Origin of the sequence: Pseudotamlana agarivorans (assembly GCF_018860245.1) — a bacterium.
GTDB classification, from domain to species: Bacteria; Bacteroidota; Bacteroidia; order Flavobacteriales; family Flavobacteriaceae; genus Pseudotamlana; species Pseudotamlana agarivorans_A.
The window spans coordinates 141,947-165,716 of the sequence record NZ_JAHKPD010000014.1; the positions used below are offsets into that span (position 1 = coordinate 141,947).

At 31.0% G+C, this 23,770-nt stretch carries 19 protein-coding genes; 14 read left to right on the forward strand and 5 right to left on the reverse strand.

Annotated elements, in window-relative coordinates:
• Positions 1–82 precede the first annotated feature (82 nt).
• From KO493_RS10620 to KO493_RS10635, 4 genes are read right to left on the reverse strand one after another with little or no spacing between them, the layout of a single operon-like run.
• Positions 83–2,455, reverse strand: coding sequence for a GumC family protein (locus KO493_RS10620; protein WP_216067941.1), 2,373 nt, complete (start codon positions 2,453–2,455; stop codon positions 83–85).
• 2 nt (positions 2,456–2,457) lie between these two features.
• A complete protein-coding gene (locus tag KO493_RS10625) occupies positions 2,458–3,231 on the reverse strand; it encodes a polysaccharide biosynthesis/export family protein (protein WP_216067942.1) in 774 nt (257 codons plus the stop codon).
• A 31-nt stretch (positions 3,232–3,262) separates the two neighbouring features.
• Complete coding sequence (locus tag KO493_RS10630; RefSeq protein ID WP_216067943.1) at positions 3,263–5,215, reverse strand: polysaccharide biosynthesis protein; 1,953 nt, start codon at positions 5,213–5,215, stop codon at positions 3,263–3,265.
• Positions 5,212–6,342, reverse strand: coding sequence for a DegT/DnrJ/EryC1/StrS family aminotransferase (locus tag KO493_RS10635; protein ID WP_216067944.1), 1,131 nt, complete (start codon positions 6,340–6,342; stop codon positions 5,212–5,214). The genes KO493_RS10630 and KO493_RS10635 overlap by 4 nt, the downstream gene beginning before the upstream one ends.
• Positions 6,343–7,312: 970 nt before the next feature.
• Between KO493_RS10635 and KO493_RS10640 the strand changes: the two genes are divergently transcribed.
• Genes KO493_RS10640 through KO493_RS10700 form a run of 13 tightly spaced genes read left to right on the forward strand, consistent with a single transcriptional unit; the run spans position 7,313 to position 21,033 of the window.
• Positions 7,313–8,296: an SDR family oxidoreductase gene (locus KO493_RS10640; protein WP_216067945.1), complete on the forward strand. Its 984-nt coding sequence runs from the start codon at positions 7,313–7,315 to the stop codon at positions 8,294–8,296.
• 4 nt (positions 8,297–8,300) lie between these two features.
• Positions 8,301–9,680, forward strand: a complete 1,380-nt coding sequence (locus tag KO493_RS10645) for a nucleotide sugar dehydrogenase (RefSeq protein WP_216067946.1) — start codon at positions 8,301–8,303, stop codon at positions 9,678–9,680.
• Between the two features lie 3 nt (positions 9,681–9,683).
• Positions 9,684–10,964, forward strand: coding sequence for a nucleotide sugar dehydrogenase (locus KO493_RS10650; RefSeq protein ID WP_216067947.1), 1,281 nt, complete (start codon positions 9,684–9,686; stop codon positions 10,962–10,964).
• A 40-nt stretch (positions 10,965–11,004) separates the two neighbouring features.
• The gene (locus KO493_RS10655; protein WP_216067948.1) at positions 11,005–12,531 is read left to right on the forward strand and encodes a lipopolysaccharide biosynthesis protein; all 1,527 of its coding nucleotides are present in this window, start codon (positions 11,005–11,007) and stop codon (positions 12,529–12,531) included.
• Positions 12,531–13,808, forward strand: a complete 1,278-nt coding sequence (locus KO493_RS10660; protein ID WP_216067949.1) for a hypothetical protein — start codon at positions 12,531–12,533, stop codon at positions 13,806–13,808. Before KO493_RS10655 ends, KO493_RS10660 begins: the two co-directional genes overlap by 1 nt.
• On the forward strand, positions 13,808–14,776 hold the full coding sequence (locus KO493_RS10665) for a polysaccharide pyruvyl transferase family protein (RefSeq protein ID WP_216067950.1): 969 nt from the start codon (positions 13,808–13,810) through the stop codon (positions 14,774–14,776). The genes KO493_RS10660 and KO493_RS10665 overlap by 1 nt, the downstream gene beginning before the upstream one ends.
• Positions 14,777–14,786: 10 nt before the next feature.
• Positions 14,787–15,893, forward strand: a complete 1,107-nt coding sequence (locus KO493_RS10670) for a glycosyltransferase family 4 protein (protein WP_216067951.1) — start codon at positions 14,787–14,789, stop codon at positions 15,891–15,893.
• A complete protein-coding gene (locus tag KO493_RS10675; protein WP_216067952.1) occupies positions 15,890–17,101 on the forward strand; it encodes a glycosyltransferase in 1,212 nt (403 codons plus the stop codon). Before KO493_RS10670 ends, KO493_RS10675 begins: the two co-directional genes overlap by 4 nt.
• Positions 17,102–17,119: 18 nt before the next feature.
• Entirely contained in the window at positions 17,120–18,208 is a 1,089-nt protein-coding gene (locus tag KO493_RS10680) for an EpsG family protein (protein WP_216067953.1), read from the forward strand.
• Positions 18,198–19,205: a glycosyltransferase family 2 protein gene (locus tag KO493_RS10685; protein WP_216067954.1), complete on the forward strand. Its 1,008-nt coding sequence runs from the start codon at positions 18,198–18,200 to the stop codon at positions 19,203–19,205. Before KO493_RS10680 ends, KO493_RS10685 begins: the two co-directional genes overlap by 11 nt.
• Positions 19,206–19,207: 2 nt before the next feature.
• Positions 19,208–19,615 (forward strand): thiol-disulfide oxidoreductase DCC family protein, encoded by a 408-nt coding sequence (locus KO493_RS10690; RefSeq protein ID WP_216067955.1) that lies wholly within the window; start codon positions 19,208–19,210, stop codon positions 19,613–19,615.
• Positions 19,616–19,643: 28 nt separating this feature from the next.
• On the forward strand, positions 19,644–20,117 hold the full coding sequence (locus KO493_RS10695) for a hypothetical protein (protein ID WP_216067956.1): 474 nt from the start codon (positions 19,644–19,646) through the stop codon (positions 20,115–20,117).
• 4 nt (positions 20,118–20,121) lie between these two features.
• Complete coding sequence (locus KO493_RS10700) at positions 20,122–21,033, forward strand: hypothetical protein (protein WP_216067957.1); 912 nt, start codon at positions 20,122–20,124, stop codon at positions 21,031–21,033.
• Here the strand turns inward: KO493_RS10700 and KO493_RS10705 are convergent.
• Complete coding sequence (locus tag KO493_RS10705) at positions 21,030–22,763, reverse strand: right-handed parallel beta-helix repeat-containing protein (RefSeq protein ID WP_216067958.1); 1,734 nt, start codon at positions 22,761–22,763, stop codon at positions 21,030–21,032. The two genes, KO493_RS10700 and KO493_RS10705, sit on opposite strands and share 4 nt — an antisense overlap.
• Before the next feature lie 823 nt (positions 22,764–23,586).
• Here KO493_RS10705 and KO493_RS10710 point away from each other — a divergent pair.
• Positions 23,587–23,770, forward strand: a 184-nt coding sequence (locus KO493_RS10710) for a LuxR C-terminal-related transcriptional regulator (RefSeq protein WP_216067959.1), incomplete at its 3' end; no start/stop codon positions are given.

Below are 23,770 nucleotides of genomic sequence, written 5' to 3' on the forward strand. Positions count from 1 at the left end.
CCTATTGTTAATAAATAAAAAAGAGGATTAAACCAAAGTTTAATCCTCTTTTTTTACATTCTAAATGAACTTCAGAAAAACATTAAACCTTCTTTTTACGTTTAAAAAAACTTTTCTTTTCCGGAGTACCATAGTAACCATATTTTGCACCATATCCAAAATTTGATTCTTTTACATCATTGACCACTAGCATCATGTGGTTCAACTTATTGTCTTCTTTTAATTCCTTCGCGAAATTTAAGATTCTTTTTTCCGTATAACCTGCACGGGTTACATAAAGGGTATGTGCAGCATATTTATGCATTAATAAAGTATCTGTAACAAGCATTGATGGCGCAGTATCTACAACAACGTAATCATAAGATTCTGAAACTGTATCAAACAATTCTTCTAACCTTTGATCCATTAATAATTCAGCCGGATTTGGTGGGATTTGACCTGATAACAATATGTCAATGTTAATTTCATTTATTTCTCTTGAATTAATAGTATCACTTAAATCTATACTATAATTTGATAAATATTCAGATAACCCTACTTCTGACCTTTCATCTTTATCGCTTGTTTTTATTGCAGAAAAAATCTGTGGATTTCTTAAATCAGATCCAATTAATAAAACTTTTTTACCCGTGTTAGCTAATGTTAACGCTGTATTTATACTAACAAAAGATTTCCCTTCCCCGTTAATTGTAGATGTTACAAAAATAACATTGCGATATTTTTCAGCTTTTAAATCTCGGTTAAGAAATTCAAAATTTGTCCTAATTATTCTAAAAGATTCAGACAATATAGACCTATCATTAAATGTAATTAATCTATTAGCAGAACTTTTTATATTTGGAATTTCACCCAATACAGTCATAGTTTTTATCTGATTCTCTAAATCTTCTTTATTATGAATTTTAGTGTCCATTAAATTCATAATATATATAACACCAAAAGGTATTAATAAGCCCAGTAATATAGAGCCAAAAAACAAAGGCGTGTTACTGTTTTTTAGCCTACCCAAACTATAAGCTGAATCAATTATTTTAGCACTAGGCAAGGTAGTTGTTTGAGAGATTTCTGCTTCTTCTCTTTTTTGTAATAAATATAAATACAATGATTCTTTAATACTTTGCCTTCTTTGAATAGATATTAATTTACTCTCTTGGGCAGGAACATAGGCGATTTTTGAATTTATGCTACTTAGTTGGTTCTGTATACTGTTAGCCTGAATATTAAGCGTTTTAATATTGTTATTCACGCTACTAATTAAGTTTTTCTTTATAGAATTTAAAGATTGATCTAATTCTAAAACCACAGAATTGTTTTCTCCTGCACTTTTTAACAAACCTCTTCTTCTTTCCAAAAGCTCATTATATCGTGCGGCCAAACCACTAATGGAAAGATCACCTACTCCTAAATTTTCAGGTATGATTTCATAGGTATTGTTTTTCAGTAGTCCTAACATGTACTCTAACATATTACGCTTAGTATTCAACCCCTGTAATTCCTGTTCACTGGTCATACTATTAGTAGATAACATACCACTTTTCGAAGATATGTTTGTAATCTGATTACGGACCTTAAATTTAACAATACTATCGTCTACACTAACCAAATCTGAAGTTAAAGACTTCACCCTATCATCTATAAAGTTTGATGTAAATTCAGCCCTAATTCTATTTTTTTCAATTGTCGCTAAATTGTATTCATCAACTAAGGTATTTATAATATCTATAGACTTATTTACATTGGGGGCGTCCAAATAAATATCAACAATTTTAGACCCTTCTTCCGATCTAAATAAATTAATCGTAGCAGTTAATCTGCTTATAATATTATCAATAGACGTAATTGTAACTTTTATATTGGAGTCTATAGCCCCTTTAATGTTGTCTTTAGGAGTTACAATTATGTCTCCATAGTTTGTTGCTACAGATTCACCAAAAGTGTATTTTTTAACAATATCGTCTTCAAATAGTTTGAATTCAAAAGTTGACTCTGAAATAATATGTATATAAAATTGGTTATTGGTTTTTTGAATAATCGAATCTGAAGCTAAAAAATTAATTTCAATTGGAGTGTTTTTATATAATTCATATTCATTTACTCTGCCTAAAACATGATATGATATATTTAAGTCTAACTTCTTTGCTACATTCCCTAATAATGTACGAGATTTTATTACTTGTATCTCGTCATTAACCATAGAATTCTCTTCATTAGACATAATAGACAGATCCTGAAGTACAACATTCCCTTGTCCAGATTCACTGTCTAAAACCATTATTTTTGCTGTCGCAGAATATAATGGCACTCTATTTTTCGCTATATAATAAGCCGCTCCTAATGCCAACAACACACTTAAAACAAACCATTTCCAATACTTTAAGTAGGTTAATAATGTTTTCTTAAAATCAAATTTATTACTATCTTCTTTTGAAGCGAAATTCCCTGTCTGTAAACCCATATTTAGTTCTGTATTAAAAGACCAATCGTTATTGCTAATCCTAATAATGAAGCTACTAGGCCTATCCTAGCATCTCCCGAACCTGCACTTATACCTTTTGTATTCGGCTGCACATATACGACATCATTTTGAGTTAGAAAATATACAGGTGAATTAAACAGTTCTTTGTTCGTTATATCAATTCTAGTATATGTTTTTGTGCCATTAAAATCTCTTATTACCAAAATATTATCTCTTCTACCTGTAATAGTTAAATCTCCAGCACTGGAAATCGCTTCTAAAATAGTTACACGCTCACCCGAAATTGGATACACTCCAGGGTTTCTAACTTGACCCAATACCGAAATTTTATAATTTTTTATCCTTATAATTACAACAGGGTTTTTAAGCAATTTCCCTTCTTCAAATTTCTTTTTGAATACTTCTTTAGCTTCTTCAATTGTTAAGCCTACTAACTTAACTTTACCTAATACTGGGTAATCAATGTTTCCGTCGGGATCGATTAAGTAATCTAAAGCGGCGCCTTCATTTTGAGAACCGCTACTATACTCAACAAGATTATAAGGTTTTGCAACAGTTAAATCCAGTGTAGAAATAAATATATTGAGTATATCCCCTGTTTTTAACCTCGCATTAAAAGTATTGGTATCCACTAAACTCTCAAAACTCTTTGCATTTTGAAAGTATACAATATCCTTTTTTGTTGTACATGAAGTAATGATTCCAAAAACCAATATAAGTACAAATAATTTTTTTACCGAAATCGATATATTCATAGTGTTAATAATTTGGGGGATTTATAATGTTTTAAATATTCTTATATGTTTTATCCGCACTATCCACGTTAAAATTCTTAGTTTTTTTATAATTTTGAACTTGCTTATCAAATCTTTCATAATAAGAATTGTTAGATTTATACTCTGGAATTAATCGTTTCATTTTTAGAACTATATTGTTATTTTGAAAACGATTTATCATGCATAATTCTTCAATGTCAGATTTAACTTTAGCATACTGCAACGCTCTCGTCCTACTAATCATAATTTTCTTATGATAAGTTGATAGGGTGTTTTCTCCATTAGCTAACAATTCCTCATATAATTTTTCCCCAGGTCTTAACCCTGTAATCTTAATATCAATATCTTCTGGATACCTTAAACCTGATAATTTAATCATGTTTTTAGCTAAATCAAATATTTTCACAGACTCACCCATATCGAAAATAAATATTTCTCCACCCTTCCCCATCGTACCAGCTTCAAGCACCAATTGCGATGCTTCAGGAATAGTCATAAAATATCTCGTAATTTCTTGATGTGTTAAAGTCAATGGACCTCCTTTTTCTATCTGTTTTTTAAATAAAGGTATTACAGAACCATTAGACCCCAAAACATTACCAAAACGTGTGGTAATAAATTTTGTTTTACTCTGTTTTTGTAAACAACTAATATACATTTCTGCCATACGCTTGGTTGCGCCCATTACACTAGTTGGATTTACTGCTTTATCAGTAGAAATAAAAACGAATTTTTTAACATTGTATCGTGATGCGGTATCTGCTAAAAGTTTAGTTCCGTTTACATTTATTTTAATAGCCTCATATGGTGTCTGTTCCATCAATGGAACATGTTTATAAGCAGCTGCGTGAAAGACCATAGTTGGTTTGTGTTTTTGAAAAATAGCATCAAGTCTTAAACTATCTCTAATATCTGCAACTATTGCAACAAAATTGTACTTCCCATCTCTTTTTAATTCTTGTTGAACCTCATATAATGGTGATTCTGCCTGATCTATTAAAATTAATTCCTTAATATTGAAATTTGCTAATTGCTTAACTAACTCACTTCCAATCGACCCAGCAGCTCCAGTTACTATTACAGTTTCACCATTAAATTCATTTTCTAGCTTCGGATTATTAATTTCAATTGGAGCACGACCTAATAAATCCTCAATTTGAACTTGCTTAATTTGTTTAGTACTTAATTCACCGTTAATCCATTGTTCTATAGGAGGAACTTTAGTAATCTTCACATTAGAATCAATTAATTTATCTACCAAAAACATGAGTTTATCAGTACTAAGTGATTGAGAAGCCACGACTATCTCGTCAATACTATTGTTTTCAATATAATCGTTAGTAATTAATGATCCTTTTATAATTGGGATTCCGTTAATTTTGTTTCCACTTTTTTTATGGTTATCATCAATAAAAGCAGCAATTTGAAACGTAGTATTTGGATTACTAACCAATGCGTTATAAGTTATAATCCCTGAATCTGCTGCTCCATAAATTAAAACTCGTTTTGTGGCAGATAAATTACTACTCAAATATTTAAATACGATTTTAAAAACCAACCTACTCGCCGCTAATAAAACAAAACTTAACAAGGCATGCATTACTATAATAGAAAGCGGAATCGTAAAACTTGGCATAATACCAGTTGTTCTATTAAGAAAAACAAGCATCACACAAAAGCTAGCCATTATGGTGATTGATTTAAATAAGTTTATGACATCCGTAAAACCAGTATGTCTAATTACACTTTTAAATGAACCAACCATTAAAAAACTAAAGGAAGTTACCACTAAAAGGAATGGTAACTGTATCAATAAGTGCTCAATATCAAAATTTAATGTAAAATTAAACCTAATAAAATATGCTGCCAAAAAGGTTAACAATACAGTTGCTAAATCGATGCCAAAAACAAGCCATTTCGAGGCGTATTTATGAGAAAGGAGAGATGCGTAATTCTTAATCATAATTTTGGGGTTTTTAAAATAATATCTATAATTCTATCTAAATCTTCTTGACTTAAATTTGAGCCACTGGGCAAGCAAAGCCCTTTATCAAACAAATCTTCAGACACACCATTTGTAAAATGCAAATAATTTTTGAAAACTGGCTGTAAATGCATTGGTTTCCATAATGGTCTAGATTCAACATCATCTTCAAGTAAAGCAAGTCTAATTTGCTCTCTTTTAGAAAATGAATCTGTTTTTATACATGTAATCCATCTATTTGAAAAAACAGTCTCGCTTTCTTCCTGAAAATTAATCGTATCGAACTTCTCTAAATTCCTTTTGTAGAATTCAAAATTATTTCGTCTAGCTTTAACACGCTCATCCAGAACTTCCATTTGTCCTCGACCTATTCCTGCTAACACATTACTCATTCTATAATTAAACCCAACAGTTGAATGTTGGTAATGAGGTGCATTGTCTCTTGCCTGAGTTGAAAGAAAAATTGCTTTTTCCTTTTGCTCTTGATTTTTAACAACCATAGCACCGCCACCTGAAGTAGTAATAATTTTATTCCCGTTAAATGATAAAATTCCAATATCAGAAAGTGTCCCACATGCACTATTATAATAAGTACTTCCTAATGCTTCAGCACTATCTTCAATTACTGGAATATCATACTTTTCTGCTACAGCATTAATTTCTTTGGCTTTATATGGCATACCATATAAATGAACTGCTATTATTGCTTTTGGTTTTTTATATTTTTGAATCCTATCCTGAATAGCAATTTCTAATAGTTCTGGACACATATTCCATGTATCGACTTCACTATCAATAAAAACGGGTGTTGCGCCTTGATAAATGATAGGATTGGCAGAAGCAGAAAAAGTAAAACTTTGACATAAAACTTCATCCCCTTTAGAAACATTCAATAATTCTAATGCTAAATGAATAGAGGCTGTACCTGAACTCAAAACAGCCACTTCATGCTTGTTTCCTAAATATGATTTCAAATCACTTTCAAAACCATTAACATTAGGGCCTAATGGAGCGATCCAGTTTGTGTCAAAGGCCTCATTCACAAACTTTTGTTCTGCACCTCCCATATGTGGAGAGGATAAGTATATTTTTGTTTTTGTTAACATTAATGTTAAATATTCAAATTAATTTTCATTCAATTATTTCCATAAATTACCCGTCACAGTAATCTAATAACTATGAAATTTGATTTAATAAAAAACGTGATTGAATCCCTTTTCCTAAATAAAATCAAATTATAAACTCATTACTAACACAAATTATAATCCTTCAATTAAAAACCATTATTCCATTTTAATATGACTATGAATCACCTGAGAGTTTAAAATATCTGTTTTTAAAATCATTACTACAATTAAACTAATGCGCTATTAATCAATCTAATTTTGAATTTTACATTGTAAATTTAGTAATTGTTTTAACGTATTAACGGTTCAATATGCTTAATTCGCTAAAAGCATTGTTATAATCGGTTAACTACATTTTTAGATTTTTTACAACTGAAAAAAAAGTTTTTTAACGAAAAAATAAAAATGTGCTACATCAATTTATTCAATAGAATACCTTTCACACAAATGATTTTTATAAAAAGTTCTCAAGTTCTAAAAACACAATCCACCTATCAATCACATCATTGTAATACACAAACTCAAATCTGTAACATTATATAATCAAATACACATCTATCCTTAATTTCCACAAACTCGCTAATTAAGGCACTTTTGGTTTATTTTATTAGAGTTTTTTTTTAAAATCAAAATTTCGATTTCATTAAATCTTTTAGAACCATATTAAACCTAAATCTTAAAAGTTACATTGTTTATTTAATAAATGATAAATTAGTTTATCCGATATTTGGAGGACATACTATTAAAATGTCTCATTTATTAAAAAATTTTAAAATGCCGACTTTCTGATGGTTAATTAAGCTGGTTTTAATCACCGTTTTTACCGTTTAAAGGTTATTCTGAATTTATAAAGTCACTTTATCGTTAAAAACGCCTACTTAGTATAATAATATCTTGTAGTACAATATTTTTTTTAATATTTGTTCGAGTTATAAAAAAACCCAAATTAATGTTTGAAAATCTACGGAATAAAACTGTTCTAGTTACAGGTGGTGCAGGATTTATAGGATCTAATCTTTGTGAAACACTTCTTTCCAACAACATAAAAACAATTTGTTTAGATAACTTTTCTACTGGAAAAAAAGAAAATATCACACCTTTTTTAGATAATAAACTTTTTACATTAATAGAAGGCGATATTCGAAATCTTGATGATTGTCACAGGGCTTGCGAAAAGGTAGATTATGTTTTGCATGAAGCTGCATTAGGCTCGGTACCTCGATCTATAAATGATCCAATTACCACAAACGATGTTAACGTATCTGGATTTTTAAATATGCTTGTAGCTTCGCGCGATGCTAAAGTGAAACGCTTTGTGTATGCTGCTAGCTCCTCAACTTATGGTGACCATGAAGCCTTACCTAAAGTAGAAGATGTCATCGGTAAACCGCTTTCTCCTTATGCCATTACTAAATATGTAAATGAATTGTACGCCGATATTTTTCAAAAAACATATGGCTTAGACACTATTGGTTTGCGTTATTTTAATGTTTTCGGAAGAAGACAAGACCCAAATGGTGCTTACGCTGCAGTGATTCCTTTATTTGTGAAACAATTCATTAATAACGACTCCCCTATTATAAATGGAGACGGAAGTTATTCTAGAGATTTCACCTATATAGACAATGTGGTTCAAATGAATATTCTGGCCTTAACTACATCTAATCAAGAAGCTTTAAACACGGTGTATAATGTAGCTTACGGTGACAGAACCACTCTTTTGGAATTAACGACATTATTGAAAAAGCATTTGTCAAATTTTGACGAATCTATCTGTGATATAGAAATAAAACATCGAGAAAACAGAGTTGGAGATATCCCTCATTCTCTTGCCTCGGTTGAAAAGGCAAAAAAACTTTTAAAATACGACCCCAAATTCAATATCGAAGAAGGCATAAAAGAAGCCGTAAAATGGTATTGGAAAAACCTATAAAAACATGAAAATTAACAAAATTTGTTGCATTGGTGCTGGTTATGTTGGAGGACCCACAATGGCCGTTATCGCAAAAAAAAATCCTAACTTAAAAGTAACCATTGTAGATATTAATGAAGAACGTATCGCAGCTTGGAATGATAGCGATGTATCAAAACTACCAATATATGAGCCAGGATTAGCAGAAATAGTTGCCGAAACTAGAGGTAAAAACCTGTTTTTTTCAACTGAAATTGATAAAGCTATCGATGAATCAGAAATGATATTCATATCTGTAAATACCCCTACTAAAACCTACGGTAAGGGAAAAGGTATGGCGGCCGATTTGAAATATGTTGAATTATGTGCTAGAAACATAGCGAAAGTTGCAACCACAGATAAAATTGTTGTCGAAAAATCTACGCTTCCGGTAAGAACTGCTCAAGCTATAAAAAGTATTTTAAGCAATACTGGAAGTGGTGTTAATTTTGACATTCTATCAAATCCAGAATTTTTAGCTGAAGGTACCGCAGTCCAAGACCTGTTAAACCCTGATCGTGTCCTTATTGGGGGAGATTCAGAGGAGGCTATTGATAGGTTAGCGAACATTTACGGAAGCTGGGTCCCTCAAGACAAAATTTTAAGAACCAATGTATGGTCTTCTGAATTATCTAAATTAACAGCAAATGCCTTTTTAGCCCAGAGAGTATCTTCTATTAATGCTATTTCTGAATTATGCGAACATACTGAAGCTGATGTTAATGAAGTTGCTAAAGCCATTGGAATGGATTCTAGAATTGGTTCTAAGTTTTTGCAAGCTTCAATTGGTTTTGGAGGTTCTTGTTTTCAAAAAGATATTTTAAATCTGGTGTACATCGCTAGAAGCTACGGACTTCATGAAGTTGCAGATTATTGGGAGCAGGTTATTATACTGAATGATCATCAAAAAAGACGTTTCTCAGATCATTTAATAAAAACACTTTATAATACGGTGTCTGGTAAAAAAATTGCCATGCTTGGATGGGCCTTTAAAAAGGATACCAATGACACAAGAGAATCAGCTGCTATTTTTGTTGCCGATCATTTATTAAATGAACAAGCAGAAATTGCTGTTTACGACCCGAAAGTTTCAAAAGATAAGATTCAATCTGATTTAAATTATTTAAACACCCGTTCGCCAGAGGAAAACCAACAACTTCTACAATCTAAAAATTCACCATATGAAGCTTTAGATGATGCGCATGCAGTTGCTATAATGACGGAATGGGATGAATTTAAAACCTATGATTGGGAAAAAATATACAAACAAATGAAAAAACCTGCCTTTATTTTTGACGGTAGAAACATTTTAGATAAAGCTGAAATGAATAAAATAGGTTTCGAATATTATTCAATAGGAAAATAACAAATGAGTAAAGATAAAATTGCAGTTATAGGATTAGGCTATGTCGGACTACCATTAGCCCGTTTATTTGCTACTAAATATGATGTAGTTGGTTTTGATATTAACCAAAAACGAATTGAAGAATTATCTCAAGGTAATGATTTCACCTTAGAGGTCGATTCTGAAACTTTAAAAGAAGTCTTAAAAACTGAATTCAATGAAGATAATGGTCTCTTTTTTTCAGCGAACTTAAACGATCTAAAAACTTGTAATTATTATATCATTACTGTTCCAACTCCTATTGATAAAAACAATAGACCTGATTTAACACCTTTGTATAAATCTAGTGAAACAGTTGCTCAAGTATTAAAAAAAGGAGATATTGTTATTTATGAATCAACGGTTTACCCAGGAGTAACAGAAGATGAATGTGTCCCTGTACTTGAAAAAATTAGTGGTTTAAAATTTAATGAAGATTTTTATGCAGGTTACTCTCCAGAACGAATTAACCCAGGAGATAAACTGCATACTGTAGATAAAATTTTAAAAGTTACTGCAGGTTCAACACCAGAAATTGGTAAAAAAGTAGATGCCCTTTATGCGAGTGTTATTACAGCTGGAACCCACCTCGCTCCTACTATTAAGGTTGCCGAAGCGGCTAAAGTTATTGAAAATTCACAACGTGATATTAACATTGCTTTCGTAAACGAATTGGCTAAAATTTTCAACCTTATGAATATTGATACCCATTCGGTATTAGAAGCAGCTGGAACAAAATGGAACTTCTTACCGTTTAAGCCTGGTTTAGTGGGCGGACATTGTATTGGTGTAGATCCTTATTATTTGGCTCAAAAAGCACAAGAAGTAGGCTATCATCCTGAAATTATACTTGCAGGGCGTCGGTTAAACGATAGTATGGGGCAATATGTTGCTTCAGAAGTTGTGAAACTTATGGTACAGAAAGATATTCGAATTAAAAAATCTAAAATTTTAATTTTAGGCATCACTTTTAAAGAAAACTGTCCAGATGTACGAAACACACGTGTTGTTGATGTTATAAGGCAATTAGCGAGCTACGGAACTGAAATTACAATATACGATCCATGGGCAAACCCTGATGAAGTTGAACATGAATACAACCTTAAAACCACACAAACTTTACCAGAAACTAAATTTGACGCCGTTGTTTTAACAGTAGCTCATAACGAGTTTATTCAAAGAGATTTAACAACTTTAATGAATCCTAGTGCTGTATTGTATGATGTGAAAGGTATTCTAAAGAATAAAGTAAGCGGACGATTATAATGGGCTCACTTAAAATAATAACTTTTTAATCTAGAATATTTTGAGTCAAGTAAAAAAAGGTGCGGTTTTAAATTATATTATAATTTTCCTAACCAATATTGTTGGTCTTTTCTTAACACCTTTTATTCTATCACATTTAGGGAAATCGGAATATGGTATCTATACAACAATAGGTGCTTTAGTTGCGACGATTTCTATTTTAGATCTAGGTTTAAATAACACCATTGTTAGATTTGTAGCAAAATATAAAGCAGAAAAAAACAAAAAACAGGAAGAGAATTTTTTAGCCATAACCATGGTTATTTATGCCTGTATTTCTTTGGTAATCATAATAGCAGGTGTCTCGTTTTATGGTCATATCGACACATATTTCACAAAAATGACATCCAATGAAATTGAAACTGCGAAGACTATTTTTGGTTTATTGATTTTTAATTTAGCAATAAGTTTACCAGGTGGTAGTTTTACAGGTATTTGTTATGGTTACGAAGCATTTGTGTTCCCTAAAACGGTTCAAATTATACGATATATTCTAAGAAGCGTTGTTGTTGTTGCCATACTTTTATTTGGAGGAAAAGCCATTGCCCTTGTAATTATAGATACAACTTTCAATATTTTAATCGTATGTGTAAATGCATACTATGTTTTTGTGAAACTAAAAGTTAGGTTTAAACTTCATGAGTTTTCATTAAAATATTTAAAAGAAATTTTCGGATATTCTTTATGGATTTTTGTTTTCTCTTTTGTAGGAATCATTCAGTGGAAAGTTGGACATTGGATATTGGGACGTATTTCAATCCCCGAGGTATTAACCATTTATGGTCTGGGTATTGTTTTAGGTACTTATTACGGTGCTTTTTCTTCTGCAATAACTAGTGTATTTCTTCCACGTGCAACAAAAATGACAGTTGGAAATGCAACTACAGAAGAATTAACCAGTATGATGATTAAAATTGGCCGAATTTCATTCATCATTCTTATGTATATATTGGGTGCTTTTTCCTTATATGGCTATCAGTTTGTCTCCTTATGGGTTGGAGGCGAATTAGGAGCAGATGGTAGCTATGAAGTATGGCTAATTGCATTATTAATCATGTTAGCGTATACACTACCACTCATACAAGGATTCGGAAACTCTATTTTGGAAGCTAAAAGTAAGCTCGCATTTAAAGCTACAATATATTTAACATTCTTACTGATAGGTGCCGCATTAGGTGCATATTTGGCAAAATCATATGGCGCATTGGGTATGATTATGGGATCTTTAAGTGGTTGGGTTATTGTTCAAAACATCATGAATTTCTATTACAACAATGTTATTGGATTAAATATTCTACGATTTTTTAAAGAGCTTTTTAATAAAACATTATTAGCCTTAATTTTTATTTTTATAATTGGCTATTTAATAAGGTTTATACCAGGAGATGGTTGGGCTAACTTCATGTTAAAATCAGTTTGCTATTCTGTAGCTTACTTCTTTATAATTTATAATTTAGGCATCATAGCTTTTGAAAAACAGCTATTTAAGGATTCATTAAATCCTATTTTGATAAAAATTCGCAGATAATGTTAAAACTAAACAACATATCGTTTCAGGACAATCACACCAAAATTGGTTATGAATATGAGGTTAGCAAATCTATTTCAAGCTATTTTAATGAAGATAAACCGTTTTACGTTCATTATGATAAAAACATAAAAAACACTCCTAAAAGCATAGCTGTTATTCCTTTTCTAGCAAACATCATGCCTATATCATGGTTTGTAGGTTTCGATGTTTACATTGATGAGATTGATGAAACATTCTACAACTCACTTCAAACATTAAAAAAACAATTTCAAAAATATCATCCCAATAAAGAAATCAAAGGCACTTTGCATTACACTAAATTGATTTCTAATGAAATTAAAGGCGATGGCACTTCCCTCCTATTTAGTGGTGGGTTAGACTCTTTTGATTCTTTAACCAGACATTATCATAAAGACCCATATTTGTTTTCAATTCATGGTGCCGATGTTGAAATTAAAGACACCAAACGCTGGGAGGAATTTAAACAGTTTAACCGAGCAGAAAAGATATTGAACCAAGATAGACTCTTTTATATTGAATCTAATTTAAGAGAGTTTTACACTTATAAAGTTGATTTATTAGTCGACCATTTAGGCTGGTGGGGCGCTGTTCAACATGGCATGGCACTAATAGGTGTTCTTGCACCAATGTCTTACAAGTTTGGTATTACTAATGTAAATATTGCAGCTTCAGCAACAAACGAAATCACATACAGCTGGGGATCTTCCCCGTATATTGATGAAAATATGAAGTGGGCAAATACCACGGTAACTCACGAGGGCTATCAGTTTAAAAGAACCGATAAAACCGATCATGTTGTAAAGTTTATAAATGACACCGGTTATAGGTTAACGCTTCGTGTTTGTTATGCCGACGAGCGTACTGGAGCCAATTGTAACACATGCCATAAATGTCAGCGTACTGCTCTTAGCATCATACTTTCTGGCGCCAATCCAAATGATTATGGTTTTAATTTACCTGATAATTTTTACGATTTAATTTTCAGAAATTTTGGAGAGGATTGTATCATGACAACTGGGATTAAGTACCAATGGGCTTGCATTCAAGATAAAGCTAGAAGTGTCGATTCTTTCTTCATTTTAAAAGATGAAGAAAAAGAAAAAGCAGCCATTCAAAAATTTATCGATTTAAACTTAGATGATATCGTTAACAAAAACGAATCTCAGGTTAAAGAAAATAAAAAACGGAAATTTATTCTAAAAAATAAGTTCCCATTCCTCTATAAAGTTTACCAAAAAATCAAATCATTATAATGAAATACGGATTACTTACATACCAAGAAGGCAAAGAAAAATACAATGTGGGCGACTATGTTCAAAGTCTAGCTGCCAGACAGTTTCTTCCTAAAACTGATACTTTTATGAACAGGGAAAAGCTTGAAGAATACAACGGCGACCCTATACAATTAATAATGAATGGATGGTTTACGCACAATATTCACCATTGGATTCCTGCAAAACAAATAGACCCTTTATTTGTGTCTTTTCACATGAATTCAACAGCAGCTCCATTTATGCTAACCGATAAAGGTATTAATTACCTAAAATCTCATGCTCCCATAGGATGTCGTGATAAATACACCGTAAAAATCCTAAAAGAAAAAGGCATTGAAGCTTATTTTACAGGCTGTTTAACTTTAACACTTGATAATTATAAAGTTGATGACTCTGAACGTGGAGACGATATATACATTGTAGACCCGTTTTACAACTACCCTACAACAGATAAACTTTTAAAATCGACAAAAGCGCTTGTAAAAGGAGTGCTAAAAGGTGATGCTTTTAAACTTAATAAAATTCAGAAACAACTTAAAGAGGTTGTCGATGCTGATTTACTTGAAAGCGCCAATTATGTGACTCAAATTTTGCCGATAGGGAAACAGACCGATGAAGAGAAATTCGCTTACGCGGAAGATTGTCTGAAAAAATATGCTAAAGCTAAATTGGTGATTACATCACGTATTCACTGCGCTCTACCTTGTTTAGCTATGGGAACGCCTGTTATCTTTTTAAATGCCTTTAATACGTTTGTAGACACCTGTCGTTTTGATGGTATTTCGGAATTATTCAACAGAATTGATGTAGCAGATGATGGTTCGTTTACAAATAATTTCGGACTAAAAGGTAAAATTACGAAAGACACTGCTGTTACCAATTTAGGGTTGCACCATAAATTAGCAGAACCTTTAAAAGAAAGCTGTAAGAGCTTTATAACCAAATAAATAAATTATTTTGAAACTTCTTTACATAACTAATCAAATTTGTGGTTCCGCTGGACTTGAGCGAGTGCTATCAATAAAAACAAGTTATTTAATCGAGGAGCTAGACTACGACATTCATATTTTAACCATTAATCAATTTGATAAGCCAATATTTTACGAATTCAACAAAAAAATTACGTATCATGATATCGCTTTAAACGGGCATACTATAAAGCATATTTACAATTATATTACAAAAATAAGAAACACAGTTAATACGGTTAATCCTGATATTATTTCAGTTTGTGATGATGGAATAAAAGCTTTCACCTTACCCTTTATTTTAAGAAAACAAAGGCCTATTGTTTATGAGCGTCATGTTTCAAAAAGTATTAATGTAAGCGACGGAAAAGGTATGTCTTTTTCAAAAAAAGTAAAAACCAATATTTTAAATAAATTAATGCATTTTGGAGGTAAACGATTTGACAAGTTTGTTGTTCTCACTAATGATAATTTAAATGAGTGGCGATTAAAAAATGTTGCCGTTATTAATAATCCTTTATCATTCTATCCTGAAAACACCTCTAGCCTATCCAATAAAAAGGTACTTGCCGTTGGAAGACAATGCATTCAAAAAGGTTACGATAGGCTTTTACAGAGTTGGAAAATAGTATCAGAAAAACATCCTGACTGGGAGCTAGAAATCTACGGCAGGTTTAAACATGGAAAACCATTTCATAAAATGGCGAAGGACTTAAATATTGAAAAAACCACAACTTTTTTTGAACCAGTTAAAGACATTGGCAAAGTTTATAAAGAAGCTTCTATTTACGTAATGTCGTCACGTTTTGAAGGCTTCGGAATGGTTTTAATTGAAGCAATGGCTTATGGCGTACCTTGTATATCCTTCAATTGTCCTTGTGGCCCTGAAGAAATTATCACTAATAATGAGAATGGATTTTTAGTTAAAAATGGAGATATTGAAGCCTTCGCTAATCAAATAGAAATGCTAATACTTGATAAAACCACAAGACAGCGCTTAGGAGAACGTGCTAGGTTAAAAGCTAGCGAGTATTTTCCAGATAAAATAATGCCTAAATGGGATAACCTTTTTAGGGAACTTGTAAAAAAAGCATGATGAAAAACATATTACTTATAATGCCTTATGGCAGTGTTGGTGGCATGGAGCGTTTAGCTTTAACGTTTTACAATTATTACAAATCTGAAGGCTACAACGTAAAAGCTTTAAAATTCATTAAGTTAAATAATGACATCATCAATTTTGGTGACGATGAATTATTTATTAAACCTTATGATTTTGCTGATATGAGCAAACAAGAACGCTTGTCGTTTTATCTTAAAGCTCCTACATATATAAGAAAAACAATAAAGAAGCACAAAATAACACACTCTATCGCTTTTGGCGATATGGCAAATTTATTTAGTGCTTTAACATTTACTAACGAATATAAAATTGGAAGTATTCATGCTTTAAAAAGTGTCGAACTCACTAATAAAACGTTTTTCAATTCCCTAACCCGAATTGGGTATACCAAATTTTATGGCAGATTAAATAAATTGGTTTGTATTAGTAAAGCGATAAAAGAAGATTTAATATCAAAATGTGATTATAAGTTTTCAAATTTAGAAGTCATTTATAATCCGCATAATACTCAAGATATTGTAGACCTCAGTAAGGTGAAAATTGAGGATGTGGAAGAACAAAAAATATTCTCAAAAAAGACCGTTCTTTTTCTCGGCCGATTATCGGTTCAAAAATCACCTTGGCATTTAATAAAAGCTTTTAAATTGGTTCAGGCTGAATTAAAAGATGTTAACTTGGTTCTTATAGGTGACGGCGACAAATCTGTTATTCAATACATTAAGACACAAATTAAAGAATTTAATTTAACTGAAAACGTGTGTTTTCTTGGCCGAAAAAACAACCCTTATAAATATATTAATGCATCAAATGTATTAGTATTATCATCACATTACGAGGGTACTCCAAATGTGATTGTAGAGTCTATTGCTATAGGTACTCCAATTGTAAGTTCATTTTGTACAAAAGGCATTATTGAATTAATGAGCACCAAAGAATACAAAGAGACCCAGGAAAATATCATCCTTGAATCTGGTATTGTTACACCCAACCTATTTAAAGGGGTTTTAGGATTACCTAAAGATACGACTTTAACCAACGAGGAGGTTTTGCTTTCTAAAGCATTAATTCAAGTATTGGAAAACGATTCTTTTAAACTAAATTTAAATGAACACAAAATAGAATTACTTACAAAATTCGATTTAAATTTTGTAGCAAATCAATATTTAAAACATTTAGATTGATAATTAAATAAGCGAAAAATGATTGATTTTATCCCATTAGAGTTTTACCAATATTACTATATCAATACAGCTTTGGTTATAGTGATATTTACTATGTTACACTCTTGGGTATTAGAATTAGATGATTATAAAAACATTCTATACATAAAAACTATTGGGTATCTTTTGCTTATTTTAATCCTATTATATATTGGTTTAAGGCCTGTAAGTGGTAGGTATTTTGCCGATATGCGAACTTACTCTAACACTTTTGAATATTATGCCAATGGTGGCGATTTAAAAACAGATAAAGACGTGTTTTTTCAATTAATTACCAAATTTTGTGCAGAAATTATGACGGTAAACGCCTATTTTTTAATGTGTGCCGTTCTCTATATTGTTCCTATGTATAGAGTTTCGAAAGCCTTTTTTAAAGAATATTGGTTTTACTCTTTTTTAATGTTTTTAGTTTCTTTTTCTTTTTGGTCTTATGGTGTTAATGGTATTAGAAATGGATTAGCAACCTCTATGTTTCTTTGGGCGATTTCCTTTTACGAGAAAAAACCATTAATGATTGCGTTTATGATTTTGTCGATGCTATTTCATAAAACTTTATTATTACCAATTCTAGCTTTTAGCCTTACATTTTTACATAATAAGTCTAAAACATATTTAATTTTTTGGATAGCTGCAATTCCGCTTTCTATTGCGCTTGGAAGCTTTTGGGAATCACTATTTGCATCCTTAGGGTTTGCCGATGATAGACTCAGTGGTTATTTAACTAACGAAAGTGCTGGAAGATCTGGCTTTCGTTATGACTTTTTATTTTATAGCTCGTTTCCTGTTATTGCCGGTTGGTTTTATATATTTAAAAAGGATTTTCAAGATAAATTATACCATCATATTTTTAACACCTACCTCATTACCAATGCTTTTTGGATTTTAGTTATACGAGCTAATTTTTCGAACAGGTTCGCTTATTTATCATGGTTTTTAATGGGACTAATTATTATTTACCCATTACTTAAAGAGCAGTTTCATAAACATCAACACATTGTTATTGGTCAAATTTTAGTCGCTTATTTTTCATTCACTTATTTAATGTTTACAATATATTATGCAAGATAACTCAAATACCAACATTAGCATTATAATCCCTATGTATAACGTTGAGAAATATTTGAATAAATGTGTGGCTTCAGTTTACGAGCAAAACTTTAAACCAGGCACTTTTGAAATAATAATGGTTAACGACGAGTCGCCCGATAACAGTCTTGAAGTCGCCAATAAACTGGCCCTAAAACATGATGCTATTAAGATTATTTCGCAAAAAAATAAAGGACTTGGCGGAGCCAGAAATACTGGTATTGAAAATGCCATAGGACGTTTTCTTGTTTTTTTAGACGCAGACGATTGGTTAATACCAAATACTGTAAATGACATTATTGAGATCGCAACAAAAAACAATTTAGATGTTCTGGAATTTGGGGCACACAGAGTTTCCGAAGACCATGCCATTATCAGCTCTTCATCAAAAAGTAGCCATGGAAAAATATATAATGGTGTTGATTATTACAACAAAATAAAATATGCAGGTTCCGCTTGTAACAAACTGTATTCTAATCAGTTTTTAAAAGTCAATAATTTGCGTTTCCTCGAGAAAATATATGGTGAAGATTTCGAATTTAACACCCGTATTTTTTATTGCGCAAAAAAGGTTATGGCTGTAAAAAATATATGTGCTGCTTTTCTAAATTCTTCAAATTCTATTACTAGAAATAAGGATAGAAGTATGAAGGACAAATACTTAAATGATTTCATAACAATATTATCTAGTATTAAATCCTTTCAGACAAAAAATCAGCAACTCCCTCCTATAAAATCTAGTGATTTATTTTTCAAAGAAAGATTTGCAATGGTAAACATAAATGCATTCTACTTAATGTTTAAAAATAATTACTCATATAGAGACATGCGTAAATATCGCACTAAATTAATAGATAAAGGCCTGTTTCAAGTGAGTTATTCCGTTTCCAATAAAAAGAAAGATTTATTCAGAAAGGTACTATTAAAAAATTTCTACCTATTAAAAGTTGTTCTACCAATTAAAAATATCACAAAATAGAAATGGAAAAAGAAAATATTATATTTTTTGATGGGGTTTGCAATTTATGCAATGGTTTTATTGATTATGTCATCAAAAGAGATAAAAAGAAAAGTATATTTTATGCCGCTTTACAATCTGAAACAGCTAAAAGCAAGCTTAAAAAACACATAGAATTAAAAGAAAACACAGATTATACAACCATTTATTATTTCACAAATAATAAGCTGTACAGTAAATCATCGGCCATACTAAATATATTTCTAGAACTATCAACAACACATGCTTTTTTAGCAAGGGTTTTGTTTGTTATACCAAAATTCATAAGAGACGCTATTTATACTTTTATCGCAAAAAACCGATACCTGTTTTTTGGTAAAAAGAGCACATGCCGCTTGCCTAGCCTAGAAGAGAGAAACCAATTTTTATAATGTAATCCATAGAAAGATGAAAACAAACATGAAATTTATTAAATATCTCGTTCCTGGTATTATGCTTTTCTTTTTTGCAAGAAACATTGTGCTTGTTGAAACTTCTCATTTAGATAGTTGGATGGGGGGAGGCATGAGAATGTTTGGAAAAATTGACAAAATGTTATACCGTGTTTCTGGTGTAAATGTTAAGCATAATAATAAAACTTATTTTGTAAACCTAAGAAATATTAAAGCCTTAGAAGATGTTTACATAGGAAGTAAAATACTACCTAGTGATGAACGATTAAATGAATTATTATTTGATATTAAATCCCATGACTGGTATTACAATCCTGAATTAGATGAAGTTATTCTGAAACAAGAATATCAAGGCGACCCAGAAATATTAAAACCAATTGCAAAGGAGAATATTATAAACATAGCTGTTTATAAAGTAAATTATAATAAAGAAGACAAAAAAGTATCGATAGAATTAATTAATAACTCAGAAAAAATATAATCCTATGAAAAAAATTAAAGAGTTATTTCTGAAATGCAAAACAGGTGTTTTTTATAATGAACAAGATATTTTATTATTGGTATTACGAATGATACTGATTATTTTATTGGTTTTAATGAACGACAACGCTGTTTTATCTATTCTTATTCCCGTTATTGTGGTACCTGGCTTATTATTTAAAAATGTCGTATTAAATAAGTACTTCTGGTTAATTCTCACCATATTCGGCACTGTTCCATATTTAATTTTTGATTTACATGGATATGTTCCTAACCACAAACATATTTTTGCTTATGTAATATTAGCTGTGTTTTTAATGTTATTTTTCTCTGAAAAAGAAAACTCTTTAAATAATTTACGCTTTCAGGCAAAGTACATTATTGGGCTTTGTTTCTTATTTGCTGTAATCGGGAAATTTTTAGCACCAGAATTTTTAAATGGCTCCTTTTTTGAATTCACAAACACTATCGACCCTAGGTTTTATGGACTCACTTCCGTAATGGGTGAGATTGACATGCAGCTATTAAAAGAAAATGCCACTAACATGGAAAGTCTACTAAACACCTCTAATGTAAATTATTCATTCGACCTTATTGGTGCCGATAAAATTGAAGATGTTGGCTTAATAACATCCTATTGGACTATATTTATCGAAGGCATGATCGCCATCTCATTTTGTTTGCCCTCTAAATTTTTATTATCAAAATACAGAAATATTTTTCTAATCGCTTTTATATTAACGACATACCCTATTGCAACTGTATATGGATTTGCAATTGTATTAGCCACAATGGGATTTATACAATCTACCAAACGTAGTTTATTAACAGGGTATTCTTTATTTTACCTATTAGTTTTTATTGGTTTACCATTAATTAAGATACCTTTTTTAAGGGTTTTTAATATCATTTTTTAAATGCACGCATTGCTTGATTGGTTAATTTCATTCGTATTTGTATCAGAATCGATCACGACACAATCACGCCCTTCAGCTACGTCAATTTTGTTACCTTTTAATGTAATATCATAATTAGTTTCCCTAAAACGAATGCCATTATGAGAATTGGTTATAACACTATTGCCTTCAAAAACAAGATTTTTAGAGTCATAAACTTGTATACCTTGGTTAAATGAATTATTCAAGAATTCAACACCTTGAACGCCATCAATTTTAGTATAACTTGGTGATTTAAAATTGTTTCCTGTAATTAAAAAATTATAATTAACCGCATCCCCACTGTTATTACAATCATCTAGTTTAATTGAATTGGCTTCTGCTGTAATATCGTTATTTCTTATAATAACGTTATCCATATTACTTCTAAAAACAAAGATTCCTTTACTTTTATCTTGAGTACTAATCATAGTATTATTATAAATCTCGGAATCAATTAAATTAATTGGGTAGATGCCAACTTCAAAATCTTTAATAATATTATCATAAACTTTAACATCACGATTACTAATATTAATACCTGTGTCAAACCCAGTTATCGTGTTACCTGCAATAATATTATCATAAATAGAATTTGACTCAGAGTTTTTCCCTCCACCAATACCTGCACCTTCAGCTCTACCTTGAACAGCCGTTACTGTATTGTTAATTATTTTGGTACCATAGGCATAAGTATAACTTAATCCTCTTTCAGAAAAATTTCCATCAATAGTGACATTATATCCAATATGCACAGTCATACCACCATTTGCACTCCCTTTTTCTGTATTATTTGTAATATAAATATCTTCGGCTTTTTGATAGTAGATATAACCACCATTACCGTCAGATTTTCTAACAGCCTCAACATCAAGACCAAATCTTGGATTAGCACCTTTAGAATTTGGTGTATCGATACCCGCATTTAATATTTGGTTACTATCAATATAAATGTTGAAACCATCAACTATAGAAATGTTATTTCTTCTGTTACTATCTAAAGTACAATTCTTTACAGTTAAATTATTAGATGGGTTATAATCAGCTTCGAATGCATGTTTTAAACTATGAATTCGTAACCCATCACCCGATCCATTCATCATTTTCACATTATCAATAGTGCTATTTCTGGCTGCATGTAATTCAACAACATCCCCCCACTCGTGTGATCCTCCTGATGAATAATCATGTTCATCCCTATCTCCATATAAGTTACCTCCCGTTACAGTAACATTACTAACATCTCGTAATGCTAACAAGCAATACTTAGGTGCACTATTAGGCTGAACACGTAGATGCGTATTATCTGTCATGATTAAATTAAAATCAGATGGCACATTAATCGCTTCTATACTCGCGTAAAAATTTTGATTGGAAGTTTCACTAGTAACTATCCCTACTTCAAAATAGGCATCAAGCTTATCAATTTTAAAAGTCGTAAATCCTTGAGACTTGGCCTTTATCATAATTGACTCTAAAATATTTCTATTGTTTAAGGCAGTTTGCGAATCAACTACACCTTGAACTATTCCCCAATGCTCTGGAATAAAAGTGAATTCTTTATCGTTCAATTCAATGCCATCAGGCTCGTCTTTTATTATTTCTTCCGGATCTTCTAAGCTTGTATCAACAAAAAGTTCTTCATTGTTACATGATGTCGTGACTAATAAAAGTAATACAGTAAGCATCATAACGTTATAAGTTGTTTTCATAAAAATAATGATTTGTGGCAATGCAATTAATAATGTTTAGGTTTGAATATAAAATTTAAAGAAAATATCGTTGAACGCATGTTTATTATCGGCAAAATACATAATAATAATTAAAAAATCGATAAAATGCTTTTTTTATTGGACAAAAAACATGTTTTATTAATATTCCTCACTCTTAGAGGTACGACCTAATCTTTAATTTGGATCATATTATTTAAAAAAAACACACTTAGATCTCTTATTACCTGATTTAAGGATCATTACAAAACTCAATATTTTACACTAACACAATCAACCTCCCCAAATCACCACTATCAACTTATAAGACAAAACACTCATAATCAACAATTAAAACAACAATAACACAACATCGATAAAATGCAAGATTCTAAATTTCAATAAAATATAACTCCTCAAATTAATTCCGTAAAATAAAGCCGTGGATAATAATTAAAAATTTTACCTATAAATTTTAGGATGAAAAACATAAAAAAAATTACGAAATGTCTTATTGTGCAATTTTTTAAGTATCAAAAACTTGTAAATGCAGTTATTATCAATGGTAAGATCTAATTTTTATAGTTTTTAGATATTAAAAGTGCAAATAAGCATCCGCTTGGATACATCGGATCGTTTTGTGCCACTGATTTCGGTTTGTTAATGCCAGGCATTTCGGTTCAAATTGTGCCACTTTAAGTTCTTAACAGAGCTTATATCGGTTTTTTTTTGTGCCAGTCCTTTCGGTTCGTTTTGTGCCACAAGACAGATTGAACTGATTTGAAAGATTAAGTTAATAATACCTTGTCGCTTAAAAACTAGCGATATGGCCAATACACTTGATCCAATGGACTTAAAACAAATTATCACTCTTCATCTTGATGGGTTTAGCAACCGCAAAATAGGATCCACTCTAGGAATTTCTCGCAATACTGTAAATACTTATATGCGTTTATTTAAGGCTAGCGGTTCTACTTTTAAAGAGCTATTAGGCTTAGACAATGCTACCC